Annotated in this window: 25 protein-coding genes and 1 other annotated feature; of the genes, 15 read left to right on the top strand and 10 right to left on the bottom strand. The window is 33.6% G+C overall.

From position 1 onward, the window contains the following. Entirely contained in the window at positions 1-642 is a 642-nt protein-coding gene (locus MHH85_RS09470; RefSeq protein ID WP_193739583.1) for a hypothetical protein, read from the top strand. Between the two features lie 140 nt (positions 643-782). Beyond that, a complete protein-coding gene (locus tag MHH85_RS09465) occupies positions 783-1598 on the top strand; it encodes an MBL fold metallo-hydrolase (protein ID WP_340706836.1) in 816 nt (271 codons plus the stop codon). 57 nt (positions 1599-1655) lie between these two features. Here MHH85_RS09465 and MHH85_RS09460 read toward each other — a convergent pair whose 3' ends face one another. After that, positions 1656-2918 carry a glycosyl hydrolase family 18 protein gene (locus tag MHH85_RS09460; protein ID WP_340706835.1) on the bottom strand — a complete coding sequence of 421 codons (1263 nt, stop codon included), beginning with the start codon at positions 2916-2918 and terminating at the stop codon, positions 1656-1658. A 231-nt stretch (positions 2919-3149) separates the two neighbouring features. Here MHH85_RS09460 and MHH85_RS09455 point away from each other — a divergent pair, with 231 nt between their 5' ends. The 5 genes from MHH85_RS09455 to MHH85_RS09435 all read left to right on the top strand — a co-directional run bounded on the left by MHH85_RS09455 (position 3150) and on the right by MHH85_RS09435 (position 7126). Next, positions 3150-3899: a hypothetical protein gene (locus MHH85_RS09455; RefSeq protein ID WP_340706834.1), complete on the top strand. Its 750-nt coding sequence runs from the start codon at positions 3150-3152 to the stop codon at positions 3897-3899. Between the two features lie 149 nt (positions 3900-4048). Beyond that, entirely contained in the window at positions 4049-4207 is a 159-nt protein-coding gene (locus MHH85_RS09450; RefSeq protein WP_083446066.1) for a YpzG family protein, read from the top strand. A gap of 189 nt (positions 4208-4396) precedes the next feature. Beyond that, positions 4397-5218: an ABC transporter permease gene (locus tag MHH85_RS09445; protein ID WP_427772775.1), complete on the top strand. Its 822-nt coding sequence runs from the start codon at positions 4397-4399 to the stop codon at positions 5216-5218. Positions 5219-5255: 37 nt separating this feature from the next. Beyond that, a complete protein-coding gene (locus MHH85_RS09440; protein ID WP_370588316.1) occupies positions 5256-6002 on the top strand; it encodes an ABC transporter ATP-binding protein in 747 nt (248 codons plus the stop codon). 20 nt (positions 6003-6022) lie between these two features. Further along, a complete protein-coding gene (locus MHH85_RS09435) occupies positions 6023-7126 on the top strand; it encodes an ABC transporter substrate-binding protein (RefSeq protein WP_053415362.1) in 1104 nt (367 codons plus the stop codon). A 177-nt stretch (positions 7127-7303) separates the two neighbouring features. On the opposite strand, the gene MHH85_RS09430 is transcribed toward MHH85_RS09435, so the two are convergent. Then, on the bottom strand, positions 7304-7726 hold the full coding sequence (locus MHH85_RS09430) for an NUDIX hydrolase (protein WP_340706833.1): 423 nt from the start codon (positions 7724-7726) through the stop codon (positions 7304-7306). 388 nt (positions 7727-8114) lie between these two features. On the opposite strand from MHH85_RS09430, the gene MHH85_RS09425 reads away from it, so the two are divergent. Together MHH85_RS09425 and MHH85_RS09420 are read left to right on the top strand one after the other, a co-directional pair. Continuing rightward, positions 8115-8858 (top strand): class I SAM-dependent methyltransferase, encoded by a 744-nt coding sequence (locus tag MHH85_RS09425; protein ID WP_340706832.1) that lies wholly within the window; start codon positions 8115-8117, stop codon positions 8856-8858. A gap of 286 nt (positions 8859-9144) precedes the next feature. Continuing rightward, positions 9145-9516 carry an rRNA methyltransferase gene (locus MHH85_RS09420; RefSeq protein WP_340706831.1) on the top strand — a complete coding sequence of 124 codons (372 nt, stop codon included), beginning with the start codon at positions 9145-9147 and terminating at the stop codon, positions 9514-9516. A gap of 1036 nt (positions 9517-10552) precedes the next feature. Here the strand turns inward: MHH85_RS09420 and MHH85_RS09415 are convergent. The 3 genes from MHH85_RS09415 to MHH85_RS09405 all read right to left on the bottom strand — a co-directional run bounded on the left by MHH85_RS09415 (position 10553) and on the right by MHH85_RS09405 (position 13814). Then, a complete protein-coding gene (locus MHH85_RS09415) occupies positions 10553-11059 on the bottom strand; it encodes a hypothetical protein (protein ID WP_340706830.1) in 507 nt (168 codons plus the stop codon). Between the two features lie 224 nt (positions 11060-11283). Further along, entirely contained in the window at positions 11284-12207 is a 924-nt protein-coding gene (locus tag MHH85_RS09410) for an LCP family glycopolymer transferase (protein WP_340706829.1), read from the bottom strand. Positions 12208-12410: 203 nt separating this feature from the next. Next, positions 12411-13814, bottom strand: coding sequence for an HD domain-containing protein (locus tag MHH85_RS09405; RefSeq protein ID WP_340706828.1), 1404 nt, complete (start codon positions 13812-13814; stop codon positions 12411-12413). Positions 13815-14170: 356 nt separating this feature from the next. Here MHH85_RS09405 and MHH85_RS09400 point away from each other — a divergent pair, with 356 nt between their 5' ends. The 3 genes from MHH85_RS09400 (at position 14171) to MHH85_RS09390 (ending at position 15572) form a co-directional block, all read left to right on the top strand. Further along, positions 14171-14398 carry a hypothetical protein gene (locus MHH85_RS09400; protein ID WP_340708144.1) on the top strand — a complete coding sequence of 76 codons (228 nt, stop codon included), beginning with the start codon at positions 14171-14173 and terminating at the stop codon, positions 14396-14398. A 327-nt stretch (positions 14399-14725) separates the two neighbouring features. Continuing rightward, positions 14726-14872, top strand: a complete 147-nt coding sequence (locus MHH85_RS09395) for a YjcZ family sporulation protein (protein WP_193739593.1) — start codon at positions 14726-14728, stop codon at positions 14870-14872. Positions 14873-15083: 211 nt separating this feature from the next. Next, positions 15084-15572 (top strand): general stress protein, encoded by a 489-nt coding sequence (locus tag MHH85_RS09390; RefSeq protein ID WP_340706827.1) that lies wholly within the window; start codon positions 15084-15086, stop codon positions 15570-15572. A 137-nt stretch (positions 15573-15709) separates the two neighbouring features. Here the strand turns inward: MHH85_RS09390 and MHH85_RS09385 are convergent, their stop codons facing one another. The 3 genes from MHH85_RS09385 to MHH85_RS09375 form a co-directional block, all read right to left on the bottom strand. Then, positions 15710-17002 carry an arsenic transporter gene (locus MHH85_RS09385; RefSeq protein ID WP_340706826.1) on the bottom strand — a complete coding sequence of 431 codons (1293 nt, stop codon included), beginning with the start codon at positions 17000-17002 and terminating at the stop codon, positions 15710-15712. A 234-nt stretch (positions 17003-17236) separates the two neighbouring features. Then, entirely contained in the window at positions 17237-17803 is a 567-nt protein-coding gene (locus tag MHH85_RS09380) for a hypothetical protein (RefSeq protein WP_340706825.1), read from the bottom strand. Between the two features lies 1 nt (position 17804). Next, complete coding sequence (locus tag MHH85_RS09375) at positions 17805-18137, bottom strand: PadR family transcriptional regulator (protein WP_340706824.1); 333 nt, start codon at positions 18135-18137, stop codon at positions 17805-17807. A gap of 315 nt (positions 18138-18452) precedes the next feature. Between MHH85_RS09375 and MHH85_RS09370 the strand changes: the two genes are divergently transcribed. Then, positions 18453-19316, top strand: a complete 864-nt coding sequence (locus tag MHH85_RS09370) for a S16 family serine protease (protein ID WP_340706823.1) — start codon at positions 18453-18455, stop codon at positions 19314-19316. A 377-nt stretch (positions 19317-19693) separates the two neighbouring features. Beyond that, a complete protein-coding gene (locus MHH85_RS09365) occupies positions 19694-19837 on the top strand; it encodes a hypothetical protein (protein ID WP_340706822.1) in 144 nt (47 codons plus the stop codon). Positions 19838-19879: 42 nt separating this feature from the next. Here MHH85_RS09365 and MHH85_RS09360 read toward each other — a convergent pair whose 3' ends face one another. Further along, positions 19880-20116 carry a DUF3977 family protein gene (locus MHH85_RS09360; protein ID WP_340706821.1) on the bottom strand — a complete coding sequence of 79 codons (237 nt, stop codon included), beginning with the start codon at positions 20114-20116 and terminating at the stop codon, positions 19880-19882. A 612-nt stretch (positions 20117-20728) separates the two neighbouring features. After that, positions 20729-20968, top strand: a binding site (T-box leader). 69 nt (positions 20969-21037) lie between these two features. Here MHH85_RS09360 and ileS point away from each other — a divergent pair. Then, positions 21038-24118 (top strand): isoleucine--tRNA ligase, encoded by a 3081-nt coding sequence (gene ileS, locus MHH85_RS09355; RefSeq protein WP_445684121.1) that lies wholly within the window; start codon positions 21038-21040, stop codon positions 24116-24118. A gap of 152 nt (positions 24119-24270) precedes the next feature. Here the strand turns inward: ileS and MHH85_RS09350 are convergent, their stop codons facing one another. Further along, a complete protein-coding gene (locus tag MHH85_RS09350; protein WP_340706819.1) occupies positions 24271-24666 on the bottom strand; it encodes a hypothetical protein in 396 nt (131 codons plus the stop codon). Positions 24667-24951 lie beyond the last annotated feature (285 nt).

The following is a 24951-nucleotide window of genomic DNA, read 5'->3' as shown; positions in this document are numbered from 1 at the left end:
TTGTATTATTTAAGGTTAGGTTTACTGTATTTGTTTTTAGCGGTAATTGGATTCGTACTTGCATGGTTTAATGCTCCTACATGGGTCATAGTAGTCGTCTTTATAGTTGCTGTGGCTGCCGTGATTTATAATAATGTACTAGTTATGTACTTATCTAATGATGCGAAGAAAATTGAAAGAGCGATGCGTAATCAACGTAGAAATCCACTTTTCGCACATGTTCTTGCAGTAAAAGAAGGTACGCTTGAGGATGAATTGAAAGAGATTGATCGCGTCATTGCGAAATATAAGCAACCAGATCTCCGTAATAGCTTTGAATTTCTACGTAATTATCGACTAGGGCAATATGAAAATGCGATTAAGTTTGCTAAGGAAATTAAAAGAGAACCCTCTAGAAGCTACCATTTAGCACTTGCTGATGTTTTACAAAAAAATTATAAGAAAGCACGCTCATATAGTTTTGATCAAGCATGGATGGCCCATGCTGTAGAAGCAGAAATTGCACTGCAATTGAAAAATCTAGAAAATTATAAAAAGCATATGCAACTTGCGATAGACGAATCAAAAGGTATGCAGCTTCTATTAAATCAAGCAACATTTGAAAAAGAGCTAAGAACATTTAAAGTCTCTGGGAAGAAATAATATTTGTGCAGTTAAGCTTTTATGAAGCAGGGTAGCCACCCTGCTTTTTTGTTTTTCTTGAAAGGATTAATCTAATACTATATTTATAGTTTTAATTTTCTGATAAAATGTAAGGGATAGTACATAAAGGGGAGAATGCAATGGTGAAACTAGAACAATCAATAGATGTTTCAAATCATAATGATGTACAACTGGCGAATAGTACAATAAGACTTGGACCAATGAAGATGAATGTGTTTAGTTTTGCAGTAGACGGAGTATTGATTGATACAGGCGCACAATCTTTGTTTCCTTCATTTCGTCCTTTTTTCGAACAAGCTGATTTTGAGAAAGTAATGCTTACGCATTTCCATGAGGATCATATTGGTTGTGCAGCTTGGTTAAAAGAACAGAGAGATATCCCATTTTTTATTCATAAAGACTCCGTTGAACGCTGTAGTAAAGAATATATCTATCCAAAGTATCGTCAGTACTTTTGGGGGCAAAGTGAGCCATTTCATGCCCAAGCAATTGGGGAGACGTTCCGATCAAGAAATGCAACCTGGGATGTAATTGCTACACCTGGACATACTCAAGACCATTTAGCTTTCCTAAACAGAGAAACTGGTGCATTATTTACTGGAGATTTGTTTATTCAGGACAAAACGAAAGTAATTTTAGCAGAAGAAAACATCGTCGATACTCTACAATCATTAAAGAAAATATTAACTTATGATTTTAAAGATATGTATTGTTGCCACGCAGGTTTTATAGAAGATGGCCATCAGCAAATAAAAAACAAGATTGAACATTTAGAAGCGTTACAGTCTCAAATTATTAATATGCATAAGAATGGCATGTCAGTTGAGGAAATAACTGCTCAACTATTCCCGAGGGTTTATCCTATCGTTGAAACATCTGAAGGTGAATGGTCAGCCATTCATATTGTGCATGGTTTTGTGGAAGGAAGCAGGTAAAACTACGAAAATAAGAAGCACAGATTAATGTACTTCTTATTTTTATTTATGCTATTTTCAAATAACAGTTCTTTTACTTAAAAAATGATCTACTAAATAAATCGATTGAGGGAATGCTAACCCTAATTGCCATATACCTATTCCTTTGATTTTATAATCTACTACTAATTGTAGCTTTTGTGCACGAGACCTAGAATCTTCAAACCAAATAATATGTCGATTGCCTAATGCGTCCCAATATTCAAAGTGCGCCTGATGATATTGATTGGAGTATTGAATTGGTACTTGATTGGTCATTGCAGTATTCACCGCATCTCCTACAGCAATCGCACGAGCGCTAACAACAGAACCATCCCCAGCCATCGTCCAATCGTATCCATAATTCGGAACACCTAAAATGATTTTATTAGCATTCATATGGTTTTTTGCATATTGAATTGTTTGTCGTACTTCTTTTATTGGTGCCACAGGTCCTGGTTCACCACCTCCATGATGAAAATCATATGCCATCAAAAAGACGAAGTCAGCAGCAGCACCGATCCCTTTATAATCATAACCTTTTGTCCATGGAGTGGTATCATCTGTTTTAGCAGGTAATGCAACAGACGTAGTATAACCTTCAGGACTTAAACGATTTCTCACCATGCGGATAAAAGTCACATAATTAGCGGCATCATAATCCTTTAATAATTCAAAATCAATATTAACGCCAGCAAAATTATTGTTTTTTACAATGTTGTAAATATTATTTACTGCTTGCTGTCGTATAGTTGGATTACTAATAATACTTCTTGCTACTGCGGAACTAAATCCTGTTTCTGTTAAGTTGGATATAACAGCAATTGGAGCTACTTGTTTTTGCCGGCTTAATGTATTAATGCTGTGAAGATACAACGGACTCAGTGTACCGTCATTTGAAATATGATATTCAAAAATACCATAATAAGAATTACTATTTGCAAATTGATTAATCAATTCTATATCTCTTGCTGGTGTAGTAGGAGTTAAATAGCTAAAATTGGCTGCCCGATATTTGGTTCTAGGTGGTAAATATAAACGCATACCGATAGACAAATTATTTGAGTGCAAACCATTATAAAGCTTTATCGTTTCAACAGGCACTAAAGCCATTTGTCCAATTTTAAATAAGGAATCACCAGGTTGAACAATATAGACATTTGTTGGAATCAGCAAATCTTGCCCAGGTACAATATTTGGTATTTTCAATCCATTTGTAATTCGTATACTATCCATATTTACTTGATATTTTGATGCCACGGAAAATAAAGAATCTCCCGCTTTCACTACATATATAAACAATGATTCACCTCTGTTTATCTGTATTTAACCCTTTATCATATGCGTTACATTGATATTGTGTTATGGAAATAATCAGCTTGTTTAATTTTGGTAATAAATTGTGTAGAATAGTTAATAATAAAAACGAATGGGGAACTTCAAAAGACAGGGGAATGTGATATTAAAAAAGCATTTAATAATTACTTGAGCTCATTTGTACTGAGTATTTTCTGTGTAATAGCACTAGTTGTATTGCTGATTGTTGATAATGAACGTCAGCAGCAAAAAAACATAGCTTTAGAAGACTTTAATGGGCAAAAGATTACCGAAGCATGGAACTTAAGGGAAAGTAGCTTAAAGCCAAAACGCTATTATAATATTTCATCAATGGTGTTTGTCGAACGAACGAAAATTAGGGATACTGAAAAACTCCAAAAAGTCATTAACAAAATTTCAAAAACTAAATCTATTGACTTTGTAGAACCATTGGCAGGTATAAGGATTATTGATATACAGCTGTCAGATGGAGAAAAAGTATATTTAAACATTAACTATGGTGGTTATATGACTGCACTATATGATCCAAAGTCAGCAAATACATATGAAATAGACTTAGAATCTTTTGAAATATTAAATTCTCTATTTATTGATATGAATAATGATTTTAATATTTGGCGTCTTATCATTTTTTCGGCTATATTTTTGTTAGCTGGTCATGCTATTTTTTATCTAATACGAAAATTTACTAAAAGGGAAGAAACTAAGTCAAATGAGGAGAATACACTTGTAGACATATTGATGAATGTTGCTGCAGTTTCATCTATTGCTTTTGCACCAGCCATATATGGTGCATATAATATTGGTTGGATAGCAGCTATATTACTCCTAATTCTTTGCATAGGTGGTTTTATAAAGAAAGAAGCAAATATTATTCTGAATTTTTCTCTCGTTTTGATGATTGTCATTTTTCTTTACGGAGATAAATGGATTCAGACGATATAGAATGAGCAAATTTCATTTCAATAATCTATTTGAATTCACAAAAATAGAATAAAAAAATTACCAATAAACAAAACGTATTATAAAGAGTAAGTAAGCTATACTATTTAAGATTCACTTATAGATCCACCATGACTAGGAGGCGGAAATCGATGAGTAGGCCGGAACACTTAGATCCAAAATCTCAACAAATCCACCACAACTGGACAAGGGATAAGCGTCAAAAATCTCAAGTGAATGGACAAACGGAGGTAACTCTGCATAACAAACTCTTGAGAACTTCAGCGAAATCACGACAGTCACAGTTATAACGATCATGAAGGTATAAGTGCAATCGAACCCGGAAATTAATTTCCGGGTTCTTTGTGTTTTAAAATGATTCAGCCCTTTTCAGTGGTTTCATTAATGTTCTAGCCACTGGGCGTTATTCCTTTTCTAATAGGCCCGTGACACACTTTAAGGGCAAAGTACATATCATTTGTATGAAGAGGTGGTGAAGAATGAGAGACGATAAAATGACTAATAACCACAATCCTGTCGAAGTTGAACAACAGGAATGGAAGAAAAGACAATTGAAAGAACGCATGAAGCAGATGCTTACAATCGCTTCACCTATTTTTCTCTTGCTGTTATGGGAGTTCCTATCCCAGACTAATTTGCTTGATGCACGTTTTTTCCCACCGCCATCTGAAATCGTCAGTACGTTCTATTCCATGGCAATGAGTGGTGAGCTATTTAATCATATTGGCATTTCCCTTTACCGAATAATAGCGGGTTTCTTACTTGGGGTTATTCCAGGCGTTGTCATCGGATTATTGATGGGTCTGTATTCACCAATTAGGCACTTCATCTCACCTATTGTAATGGCGCTTATGCCAATTCCTACTCTTGCCTTGTTACCCATTATCATCATCCTATTTGGAATCGGAGACTTTTCTAAGGTTGTGACGATTGCTGGTAGCGTCTTTTTCCCAGTCGTCATCAATACAACAGCAGGGGTCATTAATATTGACTCCATCTATTTAGATGTCGCCAAAAATTACGGTGCCAGCTCTAAGGATTTTTTCTTAAAAATCGCATTTCCTGGGGCATTGCCGGTCATGATGGAAGGTATTCAAATGGGGCAGGCAATTGCGCTCTTAACGATTGTGGCAGCTGAAATGATGGGAGCTACATCAGGTATAGGCTATTTAATTTGGACCTCATATAAAGCCTTTATGTTAAAAGAGATGTTCGTTGGGCTTATACTCATTTCATTTTTCGGCTACTTATTTTCACTTTTGCTAAGGGCACTACAAAATAAGATTTTATCTTGGAGGTGAAGCAGTGGAAAACAACACTAAAATTTCAATTCAAGATATGACAAAAGTATTTTACAAGAAAAATAGTAGTGTCACTGCTTTGGATCATATTTCTCTTAATATTTCAGAGGGTGAATTTGTTTGTCTAGTAGGTCCGAGTGGTTGCGGGAAAACAACGTTGCTACGTATTTTAGCAGGACTTGAAACTACGAGTGTAGGTGAATATAAGATTGCCGAGGGAAAAGAAAATAGGCCCCTACAATCGATGGTTTTTCAAGAGAGAGGTGTCATTCCTTGGCTAACCGTAGAAGAGAACGTTGCATTCGGTCTGAAAATGCGACATCTTCCATCTGAATTGATTAAAGAGCGTACATCTTACTATTTAGAAAAAGTTGGCCTAGAAAATTTTTCGACCCTCTATCCAAAAGAACTTTCTGGAGGTATGAAGCAACGTGTAAGTATTGCACGTGCATTTGCCAATGACCCAGAAATCTTACTGATGGATGAACCATTTGCAGCACTTGATGAGCAAAACAAATTCATTTTACAAGAAGAGCTACTGTCTATATGGGAGGAAACGAAGAAAACGGTGCTGTTCATAACGCATAGTATTGATGAAGCATTGCTACTAAGCGATCGAATTCTATTGATGAGCTCGCAACCTGGCAGAATCATTAAAGAGATTAAAAATGATTTGCCAAGGCCGAGAAATATAGAGCAAATTAGATCGGACCAAAATACAGCAGGACACTTTGTGGACATTTGGAAGCATCTGCAAGAAGAAGTACAAAAATCTAGAAAGTAATCAGTAAAAGGGGGCATGACATGCGGAAATGGTTCAAGTTAGGTTTATTTATACCATTCCTTATCCTAGCGATGTTCGTTGCAGGGTGTTCGGATAAAGAAACATCAAATAAGGGAACCACAGGGACGAAAGACAATAACGAAGTAAGTAAAGATAATCCATCTGGAGATTTGGCTGCTTTAAGTAAAAAAACGAAAGTTGTTATCGCTGAGGACGGAGCGGCATCAGGAGCAGGTTTTTATATCGCTAAAGAAAAAGGTTACTTCGAGGATTATAATATTGAGGTAGAATTTGCTCAATTTGCGAATAGTGATGACATGTTACCTGCACTTGCAGCGGGTGAAATAGATATTGCAGGAGGAATATCAACAGCCTCTTTCTTTAATGCAATTGCACAGGGGATTGACGTTAAAATTATTGCAGATAAAGGGCATAACGTACCTGGAAAATCCTATTTCTCATTTGTTATCGGTAACCATATGAAAGATAAGATTAAAGATTACTCAGATTTTAAAGGTAAAAAGATTGCAGTCTCTGCAAAAAATGCGATTGATGGCTACATCTATCAAAGAATGCTTGAACATGCAGGGTTAACGGATAAGGATGTTAAATTCACACTAATGAATGACTTCGGTAGCATGCTTGGAGCCCTCCAAAACGGTTCAATAGATGCTGCGCTTAGTATTGAGCCATTAATTGCTCAAGGAATCGATAAAGGCATTCTAGCACGCTTTGGAGATACAACTGACTATGCGCCAGATTCACAAATAGCCTTAGTTTTAGCATCTCCTAAATTTATGAAGGAAGAACAAGACGTTTCACTTCGCTTTATGTTGGCTTATTTAAAAGGTGTCCGTGATTATAATGATGCGTTCATCAAAGGAGAAGGCAAAGACCAAATCATCGACATCATGACAAAACATACAGCATTAAAAGACGCGAAGTTATGGGAAAAAGTATACGTAACTGGTCTTGATCCAGATGGTAAAATGCGTATTGATGACATTCATGCACAATACGATATGTACAAAGCAAATGGGGCAACACAAGGGGAGTTCGACTTCGACAAAGCAATTGACACTTCACTCACAGAAAAAGCCGTCAAAATCCTTGGCGAATATTGATTTATTCGTGTTTGATTTGTTTTAATTGCAACGATTCCCGCCTATGGCGCGAATTTAATGTGTTATGGGCGTCTATATAAATCAAAGTGGCTTTCATCGTAACAAGATGAAAGCCACTTTTTTATTTTTTACGGCCATATATGTCTTTGTCTAAATGTTATTCACCAATAAAGTCACTTAAACAGCTATTAACTTTTCAGCTAACTTTATGTTTTCCTTTAGATAAATTGGTATTTCAGAGTTATGTAAAATCTCCTCTGTCGACATCCAACAAACATCGTCTACTTCATCTAAACACTTAGCATATGCTTCTCCAGACTCGTGATCACATTGAAAAACAATATCTATTACGTTTAATCCTGAATCTGTAACAAAAAAAGAACTATTCACATATTTCAGGTTTGAAACCTCAATACCAACTTCTTCAAAGATTTCTCTTTTTAATGTTTTCTCTAATACATCAGTTGATGTTCCATCTACTTCCACTTTACCACCAACAAGAGAAAGTAAGCCGCCAGCATGTTCTTCCTTTTTGCTGCGACTTATTAAAAGCCATTTTTCATTTTTGTTAATTGCCCCTTCAACATTTACGATAAACATAAACTCCCCCCAAAATTAAGCGTTATATAATATTCTATCTAACTAGAAGCTTATCCTTTAAAGAGTATGAATAAGTTAAAAACTCGATACTCCATGATCTTGCGGTTATCATTCGCTCCGCATATATGTAACGTCGTCAGAGGTAACGAATAAGTACCAATAATTTATAGATAAAAAGAAATCATCTATTCTCTTTGGTCGATTAGATGGTTTCTGTATGTGTAAAGTTAAGACAGTTTCGTAAGTATATAATATTCCCATATTTTAGGTATGCATCTATCTACATATTACCAAAATATAAAATATAAGTCTATTTTTTGTTTATTATGTGAAAATAAAGGTGCGCAAATATAGCATAATGTTATGCCCCAAAATTTGGAGGTTTGTAATGAAACAAAACATCTATGATCACCCTGACTTTTTCAATGGCTATAAGGAGCTTCGGCAATCTAGTTATAATTACAATAACTTACTCGAACAGCCTACGTTGAAGGCAATGTTACCTGAATTAAAGGATACAAAAATTCTTGATATCGGGTGTGGAATGGGGGAATTCGCTAGCTATTGCATACAACAAGGATCAAAACATGTAACAGGAATCGACATCTCTTTAAATATGATTTCAATGGCACGTAAAAATAATCCACATAGATCTATTCAATATATACATGAAGCGATCGAGGATATAAACTTCGCACCTTCAAGTTTTGATATTGTAATTAGTTCACTTGCAGTTCATTATATGGAGGACTTCGAAGCGATAACATCAAAAATTTCAAATGTCTTATGTGAAAACGGTACTTTTCTTTTTTCAATGGAACATCCAATTGTTACTTCAAGAAAAGAGATGGATAACTGGTTTAGTGATGATAAAAGACGACTTCTACATTATGCTATAGACAATTACCAGGAAGAAGGGCAAAGAAGCCAGCATTGGTATATTGATGGTGTTATCAAATATCATCGAACATTTTCAACCATCATTAATACGCTTATCTCAAAGCACTTGCAAATAGAAAAGATAATTGAGCCGATACCTACTAATGAAGCAATTAACCAATTACCTAGCTTGCAAAAAGAACTTCGTCGACCTTCTTTTCTAATCATAAAGGCAAAAAAAATGATTCTTTAATTCTGGCACCCTTTGTACAATCGGAAGCTGCCATCTGAAAAATGCCCTTTTTCAACACGCGGAACAAATGTTCTGGTTGTGTGAAAAGGGCATTTTTCGCATTAAAAAAATGTAATTCAAACTTATATAGTGTAAAAATACAACAATTATACGGTTGTTTATCCATTTTTTTGAATTAATGGCTGTATTGTATTAAGAACATGTATATTGCATATAAGAACATTCGTTTGTATACTAGGGGAAAGGGCACTTTTTATTAAGAATAAGCTAGGAGATGGTGTTTTTTATGTGGAAATTATCAAATGGAAAATTAATTCAAGCAACAGATATAGCCCGAGTTAAATTTCGTACGAATATAAGTGCTGCGGTTTTGGCGAAACTAAAAGTGATGGCTGATGATTATGATACTCATGTCAATTACTTGTTGGAATCAGGTGTACAAGCCGTATTAGATCAAAATACAATCGTCTATGATAAAGCAACTCGTCCAGCAGATCGAGTGCAGTATAAGACAACATACGATGCAGATCTTTTAGAAGCTTTGAAGGGTTTTGCGAAACAGCACCAAGTATATATAAACGATGTTATTGAATATAGCGTACAATACATAGATCTAAATGATGTGAAAAATGCGAGTTACAAACATAGAGTAGAGTGATGGAAATTCACTTTTACTCTAAATCACAGAACGCCCCGAACATAATATACATTATAGGAAGTTAAGTTTCATTTCATAAGTATACTTGAAACAGTGAGATATTTTGAAATTTAAGATGAACTGACGTTTTATTAAAGTTTATTTAAATTAGTCATAGATCCATTTAAACTGTTCAATTATGCATTTGAGGCATTCGATAAAACAATTAACTCATTCATTTAATCATTAGCCTTTTCGTTCACTTTAGCTCAATTAGCAACAATATCCTATAAATTCTTTTTACCAATATGCTCCTTTTTTCTACTGCTTAAGATTTTTCTGAAAGTTTTATCCAACTAATATTTTTTTGAAATTTAGCATGTAATCCCTAAACTAAATTTATTTCTTATAAAGATTTACATTACTTAAAGCAAAAATAATATTCTATAAAATATAACAAACATCTAATTATCTATATCTCTGTACTTTTAAAGCCTGTTAGGATACCCAGAATCATGTTGTATATAAAAACATGACACTTCCCTACCCTTTTAATTAAAGGCCTTTAAAAACGCTCATAACCACTATTTTTTATTCGCTAAATTAATTTGGTCTTTTATCGAATTATTGGATAGTGCAAACATTAACTTTTTCCGAGTATAAGTGACTTTTTACAATAAAAGACGGTGGTTAATTAAACTTTGAGACTTTCATGTGCAAAGTGTTAATAACTTCAACTTCAAACAAGCATAATCCCGTTCTAATTTTAGGACGGGGTTATGCTTAAGTTATTTAATTATTGACATAAAACTTTTCAATCGAACCGATTGTATAAAAAGAGTTGGTGGTAACAGTGAAAGCAATCATAAAGTCATTTATTAAGAAAACCTATTATCTTTGCTAAGTAGACTGTAAAATTTACCAGTGTTTGTATTTCCTGTTTTAGATTTCGTCATTTGAAAATCGATTTTTTATTATCAATACATATACTTCAGTACTCGTTTGAATATTGCCAAGGATAATTGCCAATCTGTAGAAACTCATTAGTATTTCTTTTTTAGGCCAATATAAAACGGATGAATCCTAATATTGCAAAGCAAAACAGTACTATACCTGCTCCAATGCCTGTAATAGCGCTATTGGCTACGTTAAGCTTTTTAGAGAGAAATACGGAGATGATTGAGACTGCGACGAGGAGAGCTGCTAAGAGATATAAACTGGAGTCTTGGAAGATGCTTTTTAACCAGATAAAATGTATGCCGACGATAAAGGCAACCCAAGGAGCCACATAGTCTTTTCTTTTATTTTTAATTAATAAGAAAGCACCGATCCCTGCTACGAAGAATTCAATGTACACGAAGATTAAATAATTCTTAAATGTAGCCGCTTCCGACAATGCGCTTGGTCTATGCCAATTTGTCACGCTTAAATAAATGCCAAGTAAGCCGACTAAAAGCGAAAATGCAGAAGCAATGCCTAGATATTTTCGCCAGTTTTCTTTTGGTTTTTCCTGTGCCCAGCCAAACCAGCTTGATGCAAACACTCCGAAAATCGCCATGTACATTGCGTAGTCTCTAACAAAATCTATGTGAATTCCCCCTCATTTTATACAGTTAAAGAATCTTAAACGTTTTAATTAAAAACGTACTTATTAATTTATACAGTTTTTTAAATGGCGTTATGTCTTTTTTCTAGAGTTACTTATGTATCTTCAGATTTATTTCGTTATAGAACAGAATAAAAAAATCCCGTATTCCACAAAGGATACGGGATTTTAATACATAGGTTCTATTTTAATAAAAGGTGACCCTTTAACGATTGTTTAATTTCACTTAGCTCATTTGCATCAGGGTAATAGTACCATACCCCTGCTTCTTTTCCTCCATTGCCTTTTTCAAATTGAATTTGCTCTATATTTTTATTCAATGATTTATATTGTTTCTGAATATCTAACATTTCTTTCAACGTGAGATTCGTTTTAATATTATCACCTAAATTACCAAGGATATCGTCTATTTTTAATAACGATGATAGGTTTGTTCCTTTATCTAAAACGGCTTGAATGAGTTGCTTTTGTCTAATTTGACGACCAAAGTCACCTCGAGGATCTTCATATCGAATACGAGAGAATATTAGCGCTTCTTTACCATTAAGCTCTATCTCGCCTTTCGGGAAGTGATAGTTTTTGTATGTTAAATCCATATCATTTACAACTGTGACACCATTTAACGTATCAATTATATCTTTAAAGCCTTCCATGTTTACTTTCACATAATAATCAATTGGCATATCTAAAAAGTTTTCGACCGTTGCAATGGCCATCTCTGCTCCGCCACGAGCATAAGCATGATTAATTTTCTCTACTGTTCCATTCCCTACGATCTCAGTTTTTGTGTCACGAGGAATACTTAACATTTTCACCGATTCTTCTTTTGGATTGACTGTCAGCACGATCATTGTATCTGATCTACCTGAATCGTTAGCTCTCTCATCAACACCTAACAATAATACAGAAAAAGGATCTTGTTTTTTAATAGATATATCATTTTCTCTCTTATCTGTTTTATTTATAGGATCATGCATGTTATCAAGAGCTGAATTGAAAGAATTATATAAACTAAATGCATAGCCGCCTACCCCGAATACTAATAACAGTACAATACCAAGTATAATTTGGTATTTTTTCTGTTTATACCACTTTTTATCTTCCATCATCATTCTCCTAATCTTTCTGATATATAAGTAAATTCTTTTATAATTGTAATCTTCCTTAAATTTCATGGTTTAATTGAAAATCATGAAATCTAATACATATAACGATAAAATTGTTTAAATGGTTGCCAAAGAATATTATAAAAATTTTTCTTAAAAGGTCAACAAAAAAGAGCTGCTCCAGCAACTCCATGAAAATGACCCTATTTATTTAATAAATCATTAATTGCTTTAATTGCTTTTGAAGTTTGAGCATGAACTAACCAATCAGCTCTAACCATCTCTTTATTTATCGAAAGTATTTCTACAATTTCCATATCATTAAGTACATGATGTATTGGCTTCAGTTTGCCATTTACCAATGCTGCAGACATACATTTAGCTAATTGTGGATTTAATGTAAATGCGAAATCAATAATTGTTGAACCTCTAGGCAAGGAGACGACATCCATTTTAGGTGTATACACAGTAATAACCCTTTGAAGCAATTCGAAAGCTATTAAATCATAAAATTCGATTGAAGAATTTGAAATAGATTTTACTGTGTGTATAGCATCCCCTAACAAATCTCTACTTAAAGTCGTTATTTCACTACTTGTTAAATCATCTTTTAATAATGCAAATACCCCGGTATCATTTAGTTTTTTATCATACTCACTCTGAATAATAAAGTTTACTTCGATATTGTCGATATGTACTTTGGTCTTTAGTTGTTTTAAAAATGGACTTTTAGCTATTGCAATATTATCCATTAATTGATTTTCTATTGGTGTATATAGATTATGTATTATCCCAAGTGCAGTATAACAATTTAGAGGTGAATTTGTGATAACTTTTATTGAGAATAAATCAGATAAAGCATGTTCTTCTAGTAAAAGGCAATAAGATCTGTATAAAGGTTCTTTACCCCAATCCAAACCGATAATTAGAGAACCCCCTACCCTTTGTATTTCAGCAGAGCAATTTAAAAAAAGATCCGCAAATTTAGCCGCGTACTTGTTTATTAACTTTTGAACTGTATTTGACTTTGGTGGGTTCAAATAACTGAATGATAATGCCTCCAACTCCTCTTGAATTCTGTATAACCCTAGTCGCTCAGCAAGTGGAGCAAAAAAGATGATTGTTTCATTTGCATATGGAATTTTCTTTTCAACTTTTTTTACTGAAAGAGTCCTCATATTATGCAATCGATCCGCAATCTTAATTACAGCAACTCTAATATCAATAATGGAAGCAGTCAGCAATTTTTCTGTATTGATGGCACTGTATTCTTCTTTTTCGAGTAAACCTTTCTCTACTTTGGTTAATCCCTCTACGATTGTAGCCACTTGTTTACCAAATTTAAGTTGTATTTCACGAATAGTTATATCCGTATCTTCCACTACGTCATGAAGTAATGCTGAAATTAATGAGGTTATATCCGCCTTATATTCTAACAGTATTTCGCAAACCGCTACCGGATGGGTAATAAACGGCTCTCCTGTAGCCCTTTTTTGTCCATGATGTGCATCATCTGCAAAAGTAATAACTTTTTCTAAAAGTTTTATATCACTTCGCGAAAGATAATCGCTCATCTGAATTAAACGCACTTTTAAATCATCTATCATGGAATCACCCCGTTTTTAGATAATTATAACATTAAGGGTTAATTTTCCAACAAAAGTAATGGTATTTGGACGTTTTTTATAATAGCTCTTTTTATATAGATTGTTGCTTCTTAAAATAGCTGATTAGGGTTTATCATGCTGTAGCAAAGAGGAGTTTAATATTTATAGATGCGCTATGCAGAAATCAGTCATACCGGTATTCTTGAAACTAATTGTCAGTTACTTCCTACCTTCAAAAAGTGATTTTACTGAAGCGAAGGGACATGGGAATATTTCTATAATTGGTCGACTATACAACTAAAAAAGTTTGTATAATCAAACTAAACAGCCCATATCTTCTATATGAGAGGATGATCATTCTGAAAAGCATAGTAGAAAATGTAAGACTGTTAGAAAACATATATGAAATATCTATAGCAATTCTACTCTTATGTTCAATTTTTTCTGTACGTCTTCTGAAAAAAATAAAACGAGAAAGAAAACTTTCTTCTTTTGAATTTGCAATGTATATAATAATTCGAATAGCAATTTTTTTATGGTTAGCCAGTTTTCTACTTATTGAATATGGAACATATTTAGTTTAATCCCTTTTGACTTACTAAAATAACGATTTTGAGAAAACAACCTTTTTAAACAAAAAATTGCAAAGAAACATATGATTTTATGGGTTTTTTCACACCGTGTAAATAATCCTATCTTCTATAGGGTGCAAGTATCCCGTAGATCAAATGAATTCATTTAGAACCGCTTTCCCTGCTGGTCGTCTATAAGGAGGTTAACTTAAACAAACGGATTATATAACATCTATCCGTTAATTTTTAAAATAATTTCATAAAACTAAATCATTGAACCCAAACACACTTTCAATATTGACATAGAATGAACTATTAGATGTATGGGAGGTGTACAGTATGGGCAATGAAAACGGAGGATACGAAGGCGGTCGTAATAATGGATCAGGCTTTGCATTACTTATCGTTCTGTTTATTCTTTTAATTATTATTGGTGCAAGTTTCATGAACTACGGTGGTGGTTACGGTGGCGGTGGCTACTGTTAAGGTAGCTATGATTGACACTGTTGGATAAAAATCGCTATCCACCAAAAAGACAGGTTTTTGTAACCTGTCTTTTTCTATTGTTTAAAAATGAACTTACTACAATAGAATTCAAACAAAGAAAGTACATAAATGACAGTTATTAGGTTGAGTTTACACTTTTCCCATTAAGGGTAAAGAATTATTGAGCACATTAATTCAAGGAGGAATTGGCATGCAAAACAACTTAAATCAAAAGATAGTAGTTGTCTATGGTACACAGGCCGTATTAAATAAAATTGAAGAATTACGATCAGGTGGTATTATAAGCAACGATATTCACATTTTCACTAAGGATAGAAGCAAATTTGCGAATTTGAAATGGGATTCGGACATTAAAAGACATCCTACTGGCAATTGGGTTGACCAGTTTAAATCATGGTTTTCTGATGATTCCGCTATAGAGGAAGGTTTAAAAAAATTAAATTTAACTGATGAAGAAAATGTGCATTGCACAAGAATATTAGAAGCTGGCGGAACCCTTTTAGTCACAGGTCAAGATCCTTTTAATGATTTGGGACATTCAGGTCAAATAAACGATGAGAAAGGTGCTGCAACGAAAGACGAACCTATCCATCATGATGAACAAATGATTGATCGTGAGGACTCTTTAGATAGACGTGAGCGAATTGTCGAAATTGAATCGATGCGTCGACTATATTGATATGAATTAAAAGGCACTTTGAATAAACAAAGTACTCAAATAGAAAGACATACTGCTTAATAATTAAAAATACCTTCAAGCTCAGTAAATAATGTTAATACTGTGCATGAAGGTATTTTTTATTTAAATAATTCATTTTAATGAATAATCGATAACCATAAATAAAGACCTAGCAATGTAATAAATAACGTAGGGATTGTCAATATAATACCTGTCTTAAAATATGTACCCCATGAAATTCTGACTCCATTAAGGGATAAAACATGTAACCATAATAATGTTGCTAAAGAGCCGATTGGTGTAATTTTCGGTCCTAAATCAGAACCAATAACATTGGCATAAATCAATGCTTCACGTATAACACCATCAGTAGTAGTATCTGAAATAGCTAGAGCATCAATCATTACTGTAGGTAAATTATTCATTACCGAGGACAAAATCGCTGCTAAGAAACCCATACCCATTGTGGCAGCAAATAATCCTTGGTTTGCCGACCATTGAATGACATCAGTCAAAACATTTGTTAAACCAACATTTTTTAAACCGTAAACAACTACGTACATACCAATTGAGAAGAAAACGATGTTCCATGGTGCCCCTTTAATAACTGTTCCAGTATTAACGGCATTACTTCTTCTAGCCATTATAAGAAAGAACATTGCAACAAGGATTGCAATAAATGATACTGGAATACCAATAGCTTCACTTGAAAAGTATCCAATTAGCAATATTCCTAATACGAACCATGATAAACGAAACATTGTGACATCCCGAATTGCATCAACAGGTTTCTTTAATACTGATGGGTTATAATTCTTCGGAATGACTTTACGGAATAATAAAAACAATACTAATATACTTGCAACAAGTGCAAAGAAATTAGGGACAATCATTCGGGATGCATACTCGGAGAAACTAATATTGAAAAAGTCCGCCGAAACTATATTTACCAAATTACTTACGACTAAAGGCAAAGAGGTCGTATCAGCAATAAATCCGCTTGCTATTATAAAAGGAAATATCTTTTTACCTTCAAACTGTAGGTTTCGAACCATAGCCAATACAATAGGGGTTAATATAAGGGCTGCACCATCATTTGCAAAAAATGCAGCTACTAATGCTCCTAGAATTGTGACATAGATAAACATTCTAAGACCATTTCCTTTTGCTGCCCTAGCCATATGAAGTGCAGACCATTCAAAGAAACCTATTTCATCTAATATGAGAGAAATAATGATAATTGCTATAAAGGTTAACGTCGCATTCCAAACGATCGATGTAACATCTAATACATCAGTAAAATCCACTACTCCTAAAATTAATGCAATGATGGCTCCACCACATGCAGACCACCCTATAGACAAACCTTTCGGCTGCCAAATAACTAGTATTAATGTTAGTAAAAAAATCAATGACGCTATTATTGCCAATTTCTATATCCTACTTTCAATTTTCAACAAGAAATTCAAGAGCTGTATTTCTAATTGTAATAATTTATTTTCCTGACTATAAATGTAGTCTATCAGGCTATACACAAATGGATTAGACAAGTTTATGCTTCATAATCCGCTTCTTACTTCTTTAACTATATCAACATATTTTAATAAGTGAAAGAGCCTTGTTTTGATAAAACTAACAAAACAGGCTCTTTCTTATTTTTAATATTATTTTGTACTATTTAATCGGATTTTCGCATTTTTTAACATCCCAAAAGCTAGACCCATCATTAAACCAATACCTGTGATAATAAAGAATAATAAACCAATACTTTCTTTTAACACAACCATTTGCAATATAACCCCTATTAGTGCACCTAACGTTAAACCGATGAACATAAACGCTGCGTAATATAATCCAATTGCTTCCTCTATATTTGGTTCAAGATATTGCATCCATTTCGCATTTTTATCTAGCATAGGATTGTCTGGGTTTTCAACTGCAAACGATGCCTTAGCCTTTTCAAATGCATCTGCTTCAGAAATACCTTCTTCTAACATCAAATCTTGAATATAGTCGTCCATATAGCTCATTAATTCTTCTTGAGCTTCTTTATTCTTATGTGAAGACCATTTAAATTTAGCAGCCGTCTTCTTCGCCTCCCCTAATGTTTGATTCGCTTGAATCGCAAGTTCTTCAAAGTATGTAAGCTCATTACTGTCACTTACACTTAGTTTAGTATTCTGCTTCACGAATTGATTGATTTTATTTTTTGTTTCTTTACTTAATGTCATGTTACTCGACTCCTTTCAAAAATTGATCCATTAACTGTTTCATGAAAAGCCATTCCGTCTTTTTATGGCTTAAATACTCTTTTCCTGTATTCGTGAGATGATAGTACTTTCTCCTGGCAGCTGCACTTCCTTCTTGCCAATAGCTCGTAACATAGCCATTTTTCTCTAGACGCTTAAATGATAAATACAAAGTTCCCTCTTTTATTTCGAATGAATTTTTACTTTGCTTTTTAACTTCTTTACTCAGATCATAGCCATACATATCATCATGATAAAGCAAGCTTAATATGATTGTGTCTATATAACCTCGTAGTATCTCCTTATCAATTTCCACGTAATTCTCTCCTTCAACCATACATTGCTTTGTTAGGTATAAACAGATTATAAAACAGTTATACCCTATAAAGCAATGTATAATTTAAAGTAAGGTACAAATAGGTCTTACTTTTATGAATGAATCCAATACCATTAATCGTTTAATAGGCAAAAAAACGTTTATAAAACGTTCATTTACGCGTTTTTTTATGTAAAGTAGATAGTTCTCAAATTAAAGGGATTTTAGCATTTTTCTAGAAGTTTAAAATATACTGGCACTAATGTGAGGAGTGAGGGAATTATCTTTAATCTAAAAAGGAGTTTACCTTATATAGTGGCTGTAATTATTACGATGATTTATTATTTCGTTTTTCTATTTTTGTATCTTTCAGATGTAATCAGTGGAGTTTCTTTTCTTGTTATTTTATTACTAAGCTTAATTATTTTATCGACTGTCCTTATTGTGTATTGGAATAAACGTGCTATTAAACGAAAAGTCATGTTAATTACATCATTGATGGCCCTACTATTTTGTTACGAAATGCCTCTACTATTTTATGATGCTAACACTCACGCTGTATATAGATATATAGATCCTTTAGAAATATACAAAGGTTCAGGAATCTATTTATTAGGAGTAAATAGAGTTGATTTCCAATTCACTGAAAACAAAAAAGCTGTTATAGACCTTTTAAACAAGCAAAAAATGGACTATCTAGATATTACTAAAATCACCAATTCGGATCGTTATGGGAGCAAGAATAGGCAATTATTGAAATGGTTCCATCTTGGGAAAAGTGACGTAGATCAAATGAGAGATAACGTGAAACAATTTTTAGTAAAGGAAGATGGACGAATTAACGAATTTTTAAATAGCGAAACTATTGAGGGAAGTAGTGCTGGGTTAGGTTTAACGTTGACTGGACTTATAATGAGAGGCGATTTGCAAAATGATTTGAAGATTGCTGTTACGGGGGCAATAAGCGAAACGGGAGACGTATTACCTATTGGAATTTTAAAAGAAAAAATGAAAATTGCTGAGAAAGCAGGGTTTTCGTTGATGATTATCCCAAGTGCAAATAGAAAAGAAGCTAAGCAAATACAAAAGAAACTAAACGTAAACATAAAAATTATTGATGTCGCACAAATAGATGAAGCGGTTCTGCTGATTAATGAATTAAACGGTAAAAGTAAATGAACAATATAAATAAGACACCGTACATTGATACTTTTAAACAATGTATGGTGCCTTATATGTAACTACAATAATTATGCTGAGAAAGCTTCAAATGAATATCTAATTTTCATTTATGTAACGATGCAGCCTATGGTTGATTGTCTAATAAAAACCAATTTAATAGGGGTAAAACTACTATCAAAATTAATATGATCATTATCCAAATTACAGTATTTCTTTTCATTCCATTATCACCTCTTAAATATTTAAACTAATAAATCAATTAATTAATTTGTAACTATTCTATTACTATCCTATCTATAAACTATATAATATTTACTTAATAATACAATTAAGATACGATAAATAAAATTATGTAATTAGAAAGAAGGTGCCAAATGGAAGTTATCGGGATTGTAATTATTTGTGCAGTTTTTGCTGTATTTGAAGCTGTAAGAAGATTAAATAATAATGTTCTAGAGCAAACAGAAGAAATTAAAAAATTACGTGATGAGCTAAAAGAATATAATAAACAGCTATAAACCAGATTTAGATTTCTTTTATGCGAAGTTTCCTTCTTTATCTTATTTACTTTGAATACCCAATAGTAACTTAAGGGAGTTTCGCTTCTTTTTCATCTTCTTTAAACCTTCTTTGGAATCCATGATTACTACCGTTTTAAATAACCAAATTCGAAGATAAAACGATTCAAAAATAATCGGTCCTTTTATCCCCCGTTCCTCAAATTCAGAACCTTCCTCTAATTCCGTCTCTGTTCTAACAATCCATGTATTGCCAATTCCTATTTCAATAAATTTCATTTTTGATCACCGCTTCGCTTTTGTTTATCACTTAATGTAAATGTTATTTATAGTCTTACTATCGTACAAAAAATAGATTGGTAAAATTAATAGTAACATTTCAAAATTAAAAATTGAATTCACAAAATGACAAAAACCACTAAAATCTACTTTGATTTTCCTTTATCAGTCCAAAAATGAGTGTTTTATGCAATGAAAATTCAATAAGAAAACACTCTTTAAAGCCTTATATATCAATGGTTAACAAGTTTTTAAATACTAATTCTATTTGCTGTGAGCGTTCGCGAAAAATAGATTTGTGTATCTTTGTGTTCTAAAACGCTATATTGAATTCAATCTTTCTACTACATTAAGTAATTTATTTATAGATTATTTTGAATATATTATATCCTTTTCATATTACACTATTTTCAGTTGCCTAATTCTACAAAACGTCCGTTCATTTTTGAATTATTAAATTTCTACATTCTCTAAACTCTAAATGCCTAGGTTCTACACCTATAAATTAGTAACATCCCTCACTTTCTTTCATTCCTTTTAAAATAAAAATACCTACATTAATTATTTGACAATTTTTTTCTGTTCTGTTACGATAATTTTCAATAAAAGCATACAAATTCGTTGATGAGAAAGAGTAGCGTTACATCTTATTCCCTAGAGAGCTGACAGATCGGTGCAAGTCAGTGTTTAAGTGTAATGTGAAGATCCTCTCTGAGAAGATAGTCTGAAGATTTAGTAGGTCTATCCGGGTGTCCGCCGTTAAAAGGAACACGTATGATTGTACGTTGCTGAGTGCTATTGAGCGGTTTTCAATAGAATTAGGGTGGTATCGCGGTTAACCCCGTCCCTTACTTGGGACGGGGTTTTTTGTATGTTTTTATATAATTTAGTATTGGAGCGATATCAATGAATTCGAATGAAATTAAAGAAAATACAGTACAGCGTGAACAACGCATTCGTAACATGTGGACAGAAAAAGATACTTTTCAAGCTTCTGTTGATGCAAGAGAAGGACGCACACCGTTTGTTTTTTACGAAGGTCCACCAACTGCAAACGGGCTACCCCATGTAGGCCATGCATTTGGCAGAACGATTAAAGATGTTGTGGCACGTTATAAAACGATGCAAGGATTCCAAGTAGAAAGAAAAGCAGGCTGGGATACACACGGTCTTCCTGTAGAACTTGGTGTTGAAAAGCAACTAGGTATTTCAGGTAAACAAGAGATTGAACGGTATGGTATTGAGCCATTTATCAACAAATGTAAGGAAAGTGTCTTCACTTACGAGAAGAAATGGCGTTCGTTTACTGAAGAATTAGGTTATTGGGTTGATATGGATGATCCTTATATGACATTAAGCAATGACTATATCGAAAGTGTATGGAACATCTTGAGTAAAGTGCATAAAGACAATTTGTTATATAAAGGACATCGTGTATCACCTTACTGCCCTAGCTGCCAAACATCATTAAGTTCTCATGAGGTCGCACAAGGTTATAAAGATGTGAAAGATTTATCTGCTACTGTGAAATTTAAATTAGCTGATAAAGAAAATGAATTCTTCTTAGGTTGGACGACAACACCTTGGACTTTACCTGCTAATGTAGCACTTGCTATGAATTCAGAGCTAACGTATGTAAGGGTTCAAAAAGGATCAGAGATCTTTATTGTCGCTAAATCATTAGCTGAAAAAGTAATGGGTGGAGATGTTGAAGTTCTAAGTGAGCACAAAGGACATGAATTTGAAGGCGTATGTTATTTACCTCCATTCAATTATGTAACTGTCGAAAAAGGACATATCGTTGTATTAGCTGAATACGTAACGGAGAGCAGTGGTACCGGTATCGTTCATATCGCACCAGCTTACGGTGAAGATGACTATAAAACTATTCAACAAAATGGCTTATCTTTTGTGAATGTGGTTGACTTGCAAGGTCGTTACACAGCAGAGGTAGTTGATCTTGAAGGCAAATTTGTGAAAGACTGTGACGTAGATATTATTAAAATGCTGTCTGAAAAAGGTCTACTCTTTAGCAAAGAAAAGTATGAGCATAGCTACCCACACTGCTGGCGTTGTGATTCACCACTTCTTTACTATGCTACAGATAGCTGGTTTATCAATATGTCGTCACTAAAAGACCAAATGCTTGCGAATAACGAAACCATCACTTGGTATCCTGAGCACATCAAAAACGGACGTTTCGGAAACTTCCTTGAAAACCTTGTAGATTGGAATATTAGCCGAAACCGCTACTGGGGTACTCCATTAAATGTATGGATCTGTGATGATTGTGGCTATGAAGTAGCACCTGGTAGCATTGATGAATTAAAAGAAATCGCTACAACTAATTTGGATGATGGTATAGAGCTTCACAAACCATATATTGATGATGTCCAATGCGCTTGCCCTAAATGTCATGGCCAGATGGAAAGAACGCCAGAAGTTATTGACGTTTGGTTTGACAGCGGTTCAATGCCATTTGCACAACATCACTATCCATTTGATAACAAAGAGAAATTTAATAAACAATTCCCTGCAGATGTCATCATTGAAGGAATTGACCAAACACGTGGCTTCTTCTATAGCCTATTAGCAGTCTCTACACTATTCACTGGTCAGGCACCATATAAGAACGTCTTATCATTAGGTCATGTATTAGATGAGAACGGTCAGAAAATGTCGAAGAGTAAAGGTAACGCTCTAGATCCAGTTGAATTGATTCAAGAATATGGTGCTGATGCTCTACGTTGGGCATTCTTGATCGATAGTTCGCCTTGGAATCCTAAACGATTCTCGAAAAAGACTGTGCAAGATGCAAAATCAAAACTAGTTGATACATTAGATAATACGTATAAATTTTATGCGATGTATGCGAAAATTGATGGTTTTGAATACGATGCAAATCAAACAGGCAAGAAAACAATCTTAGATCAATGGATGCTATCTCGTTTGCATAATACAGTCAAAGTTGTAGCAGAGTATATGGATGAGTTCCAATTTACAGCTGCAACAAGAGAGATTGCAGCGTTAGTTGATGAAGTGAGTAATTGGTATGTAAGACGTTCTAGAAATCGTTTCTGGGCTTCTGGTCTATCAGAAGACAAAAAAGCAGCATACTCTACCCTATTTGAGACTTTAAGTACAATTAGCCGCTTACTAGCACCTTTTGTACCTTATATCGCAGAGGACATTCATTTAAAACTACACGACAATAGCGTACACCTACAAGACTATCCAAAAGCGGATGAAGCAGTTATTAATCCGGAATTAGAAAAAGATATGGCAACCATCTTGAAAATAGTGGAATTTGGAAGAAGTATTCGTAATAGTACTTCATTAAAAACAAAGCAGCCGCTTCAACAAATCATCGTTTGGCAAAATGAAGACGCTAATTCATTAGATGCTTATACAAATATTATAAAAGATGAATTAAACGTCAAAACAGTTACATTTGCTAATGATATCTCGAAATATGAATCAGCTAACTTCAAATTGAATTTCAAAACGGCTGGTGCTACATTTGGTAAAGCGGTCAACTCAGTTAAGCAATATGTAGAAAATATGACGGAAGAAGAGAAACAAACAATTCTTTCTCAAGGTGAAGCACAGATTAATGTAAATGAAGACAGCTATACTTTAAAATCTGAGCATATCCTTGTAGAATCAGCTGTAACACCTGGTTTTGAGCTAGCTGGTGATCAACAATTAAAAGTATTGCTAGATGTACAATTAACGCCAGTATTAATTGAAGAAGGACAAATAAGAGAGCTTATTCGTACAATTCAAGACACAAGAAAGAAATTAGATCTACCAGTCGAGATGTATGTTTCTCTTAACATTGTTGCAAGTACTGAAGTAAAAGAAATGATCCTTCGTTTTGAAGATTTAATGAGAGAAAATTTACTTGTAAATGACATCACGTTTAATGCATTAGAAGATAATGAGCAACCTATTGATGTGCAATTAGGTGCAGAACTTGTGAAAGTTGCAATGCGTTACTAGTAATGATGTTTTCAATAACAATAATGTAAACATCACTAAAAAGGGGCAGTCCATTAAGTCAATATCGACTTGTGGTCGCCCCTTTTAATTTAAAAATAAAGTATATACTTATTTTCTAGGAAACAAAATTATTAAATTTAAGTAAAGATAGATTATTGAATTTCACGAGACTTGATTGCTCTTAAAAAAACAGCTTTTACGCAAATTGAATAGACTATGATAATTAATGACCAAATCAAATTCCCTAAAAAAGGTTGTATGTTTTGAGAGGTCATTAAGGTTATACTTAACAATCCAAAAAAGATGGAGTAAACAATCATTGACCAAAATCCCCATTTTTTCAAATTCGCATATCCATAGACCATAACAAAGGTTGCCAATGCAAGTATTATCCTCACTAATCGCTCAGGCCCATTTGGGATTCCGAACCTTTCAGCAATTCCTATACCGTTCGGTTCATGATGATAAAATATCGAAGTGAGAAGTAAAACAACCGCTCCAAAAATATAGAAAAAACTAATCAATGTAACTCCAATTGGTCTTTCCACGCTCGACTCCTCCTTTTTAAAAGAGAGTAGCTAATAATGCTTATTATTAGCATTTAATTTCTATCAACTTTCCTTGGCTATACAATATGAGATTTTTCTTTTTACTGTAACCCTTCAATAATATGTACATATCTTCGTATTCATATACTATGATTCTGGTATATAAACTATGTCGTTGTCCTATTTGATAGTTTAGGTAGATCAATCGCAATTAACTAACTCTTCCCTATTTTATTCATGTAACTACATAACCAATTCAGATTAACTAGACTTTAGAAAAAGGGC

Origin of the sequence: Viridibacillus sp. FSL E2-0187 (genome assembly GCF_038006425.1) — a bacterium.
Classification (GTDB): Bacteria; Bacillota; Bacilli; order Bacillales_A; family Planococcaceae; genus Viridibacillus; species Viridibacillus arvi.
This window is presented reverse-complemented; position numbering and strand designations above follow the sequence as displayed.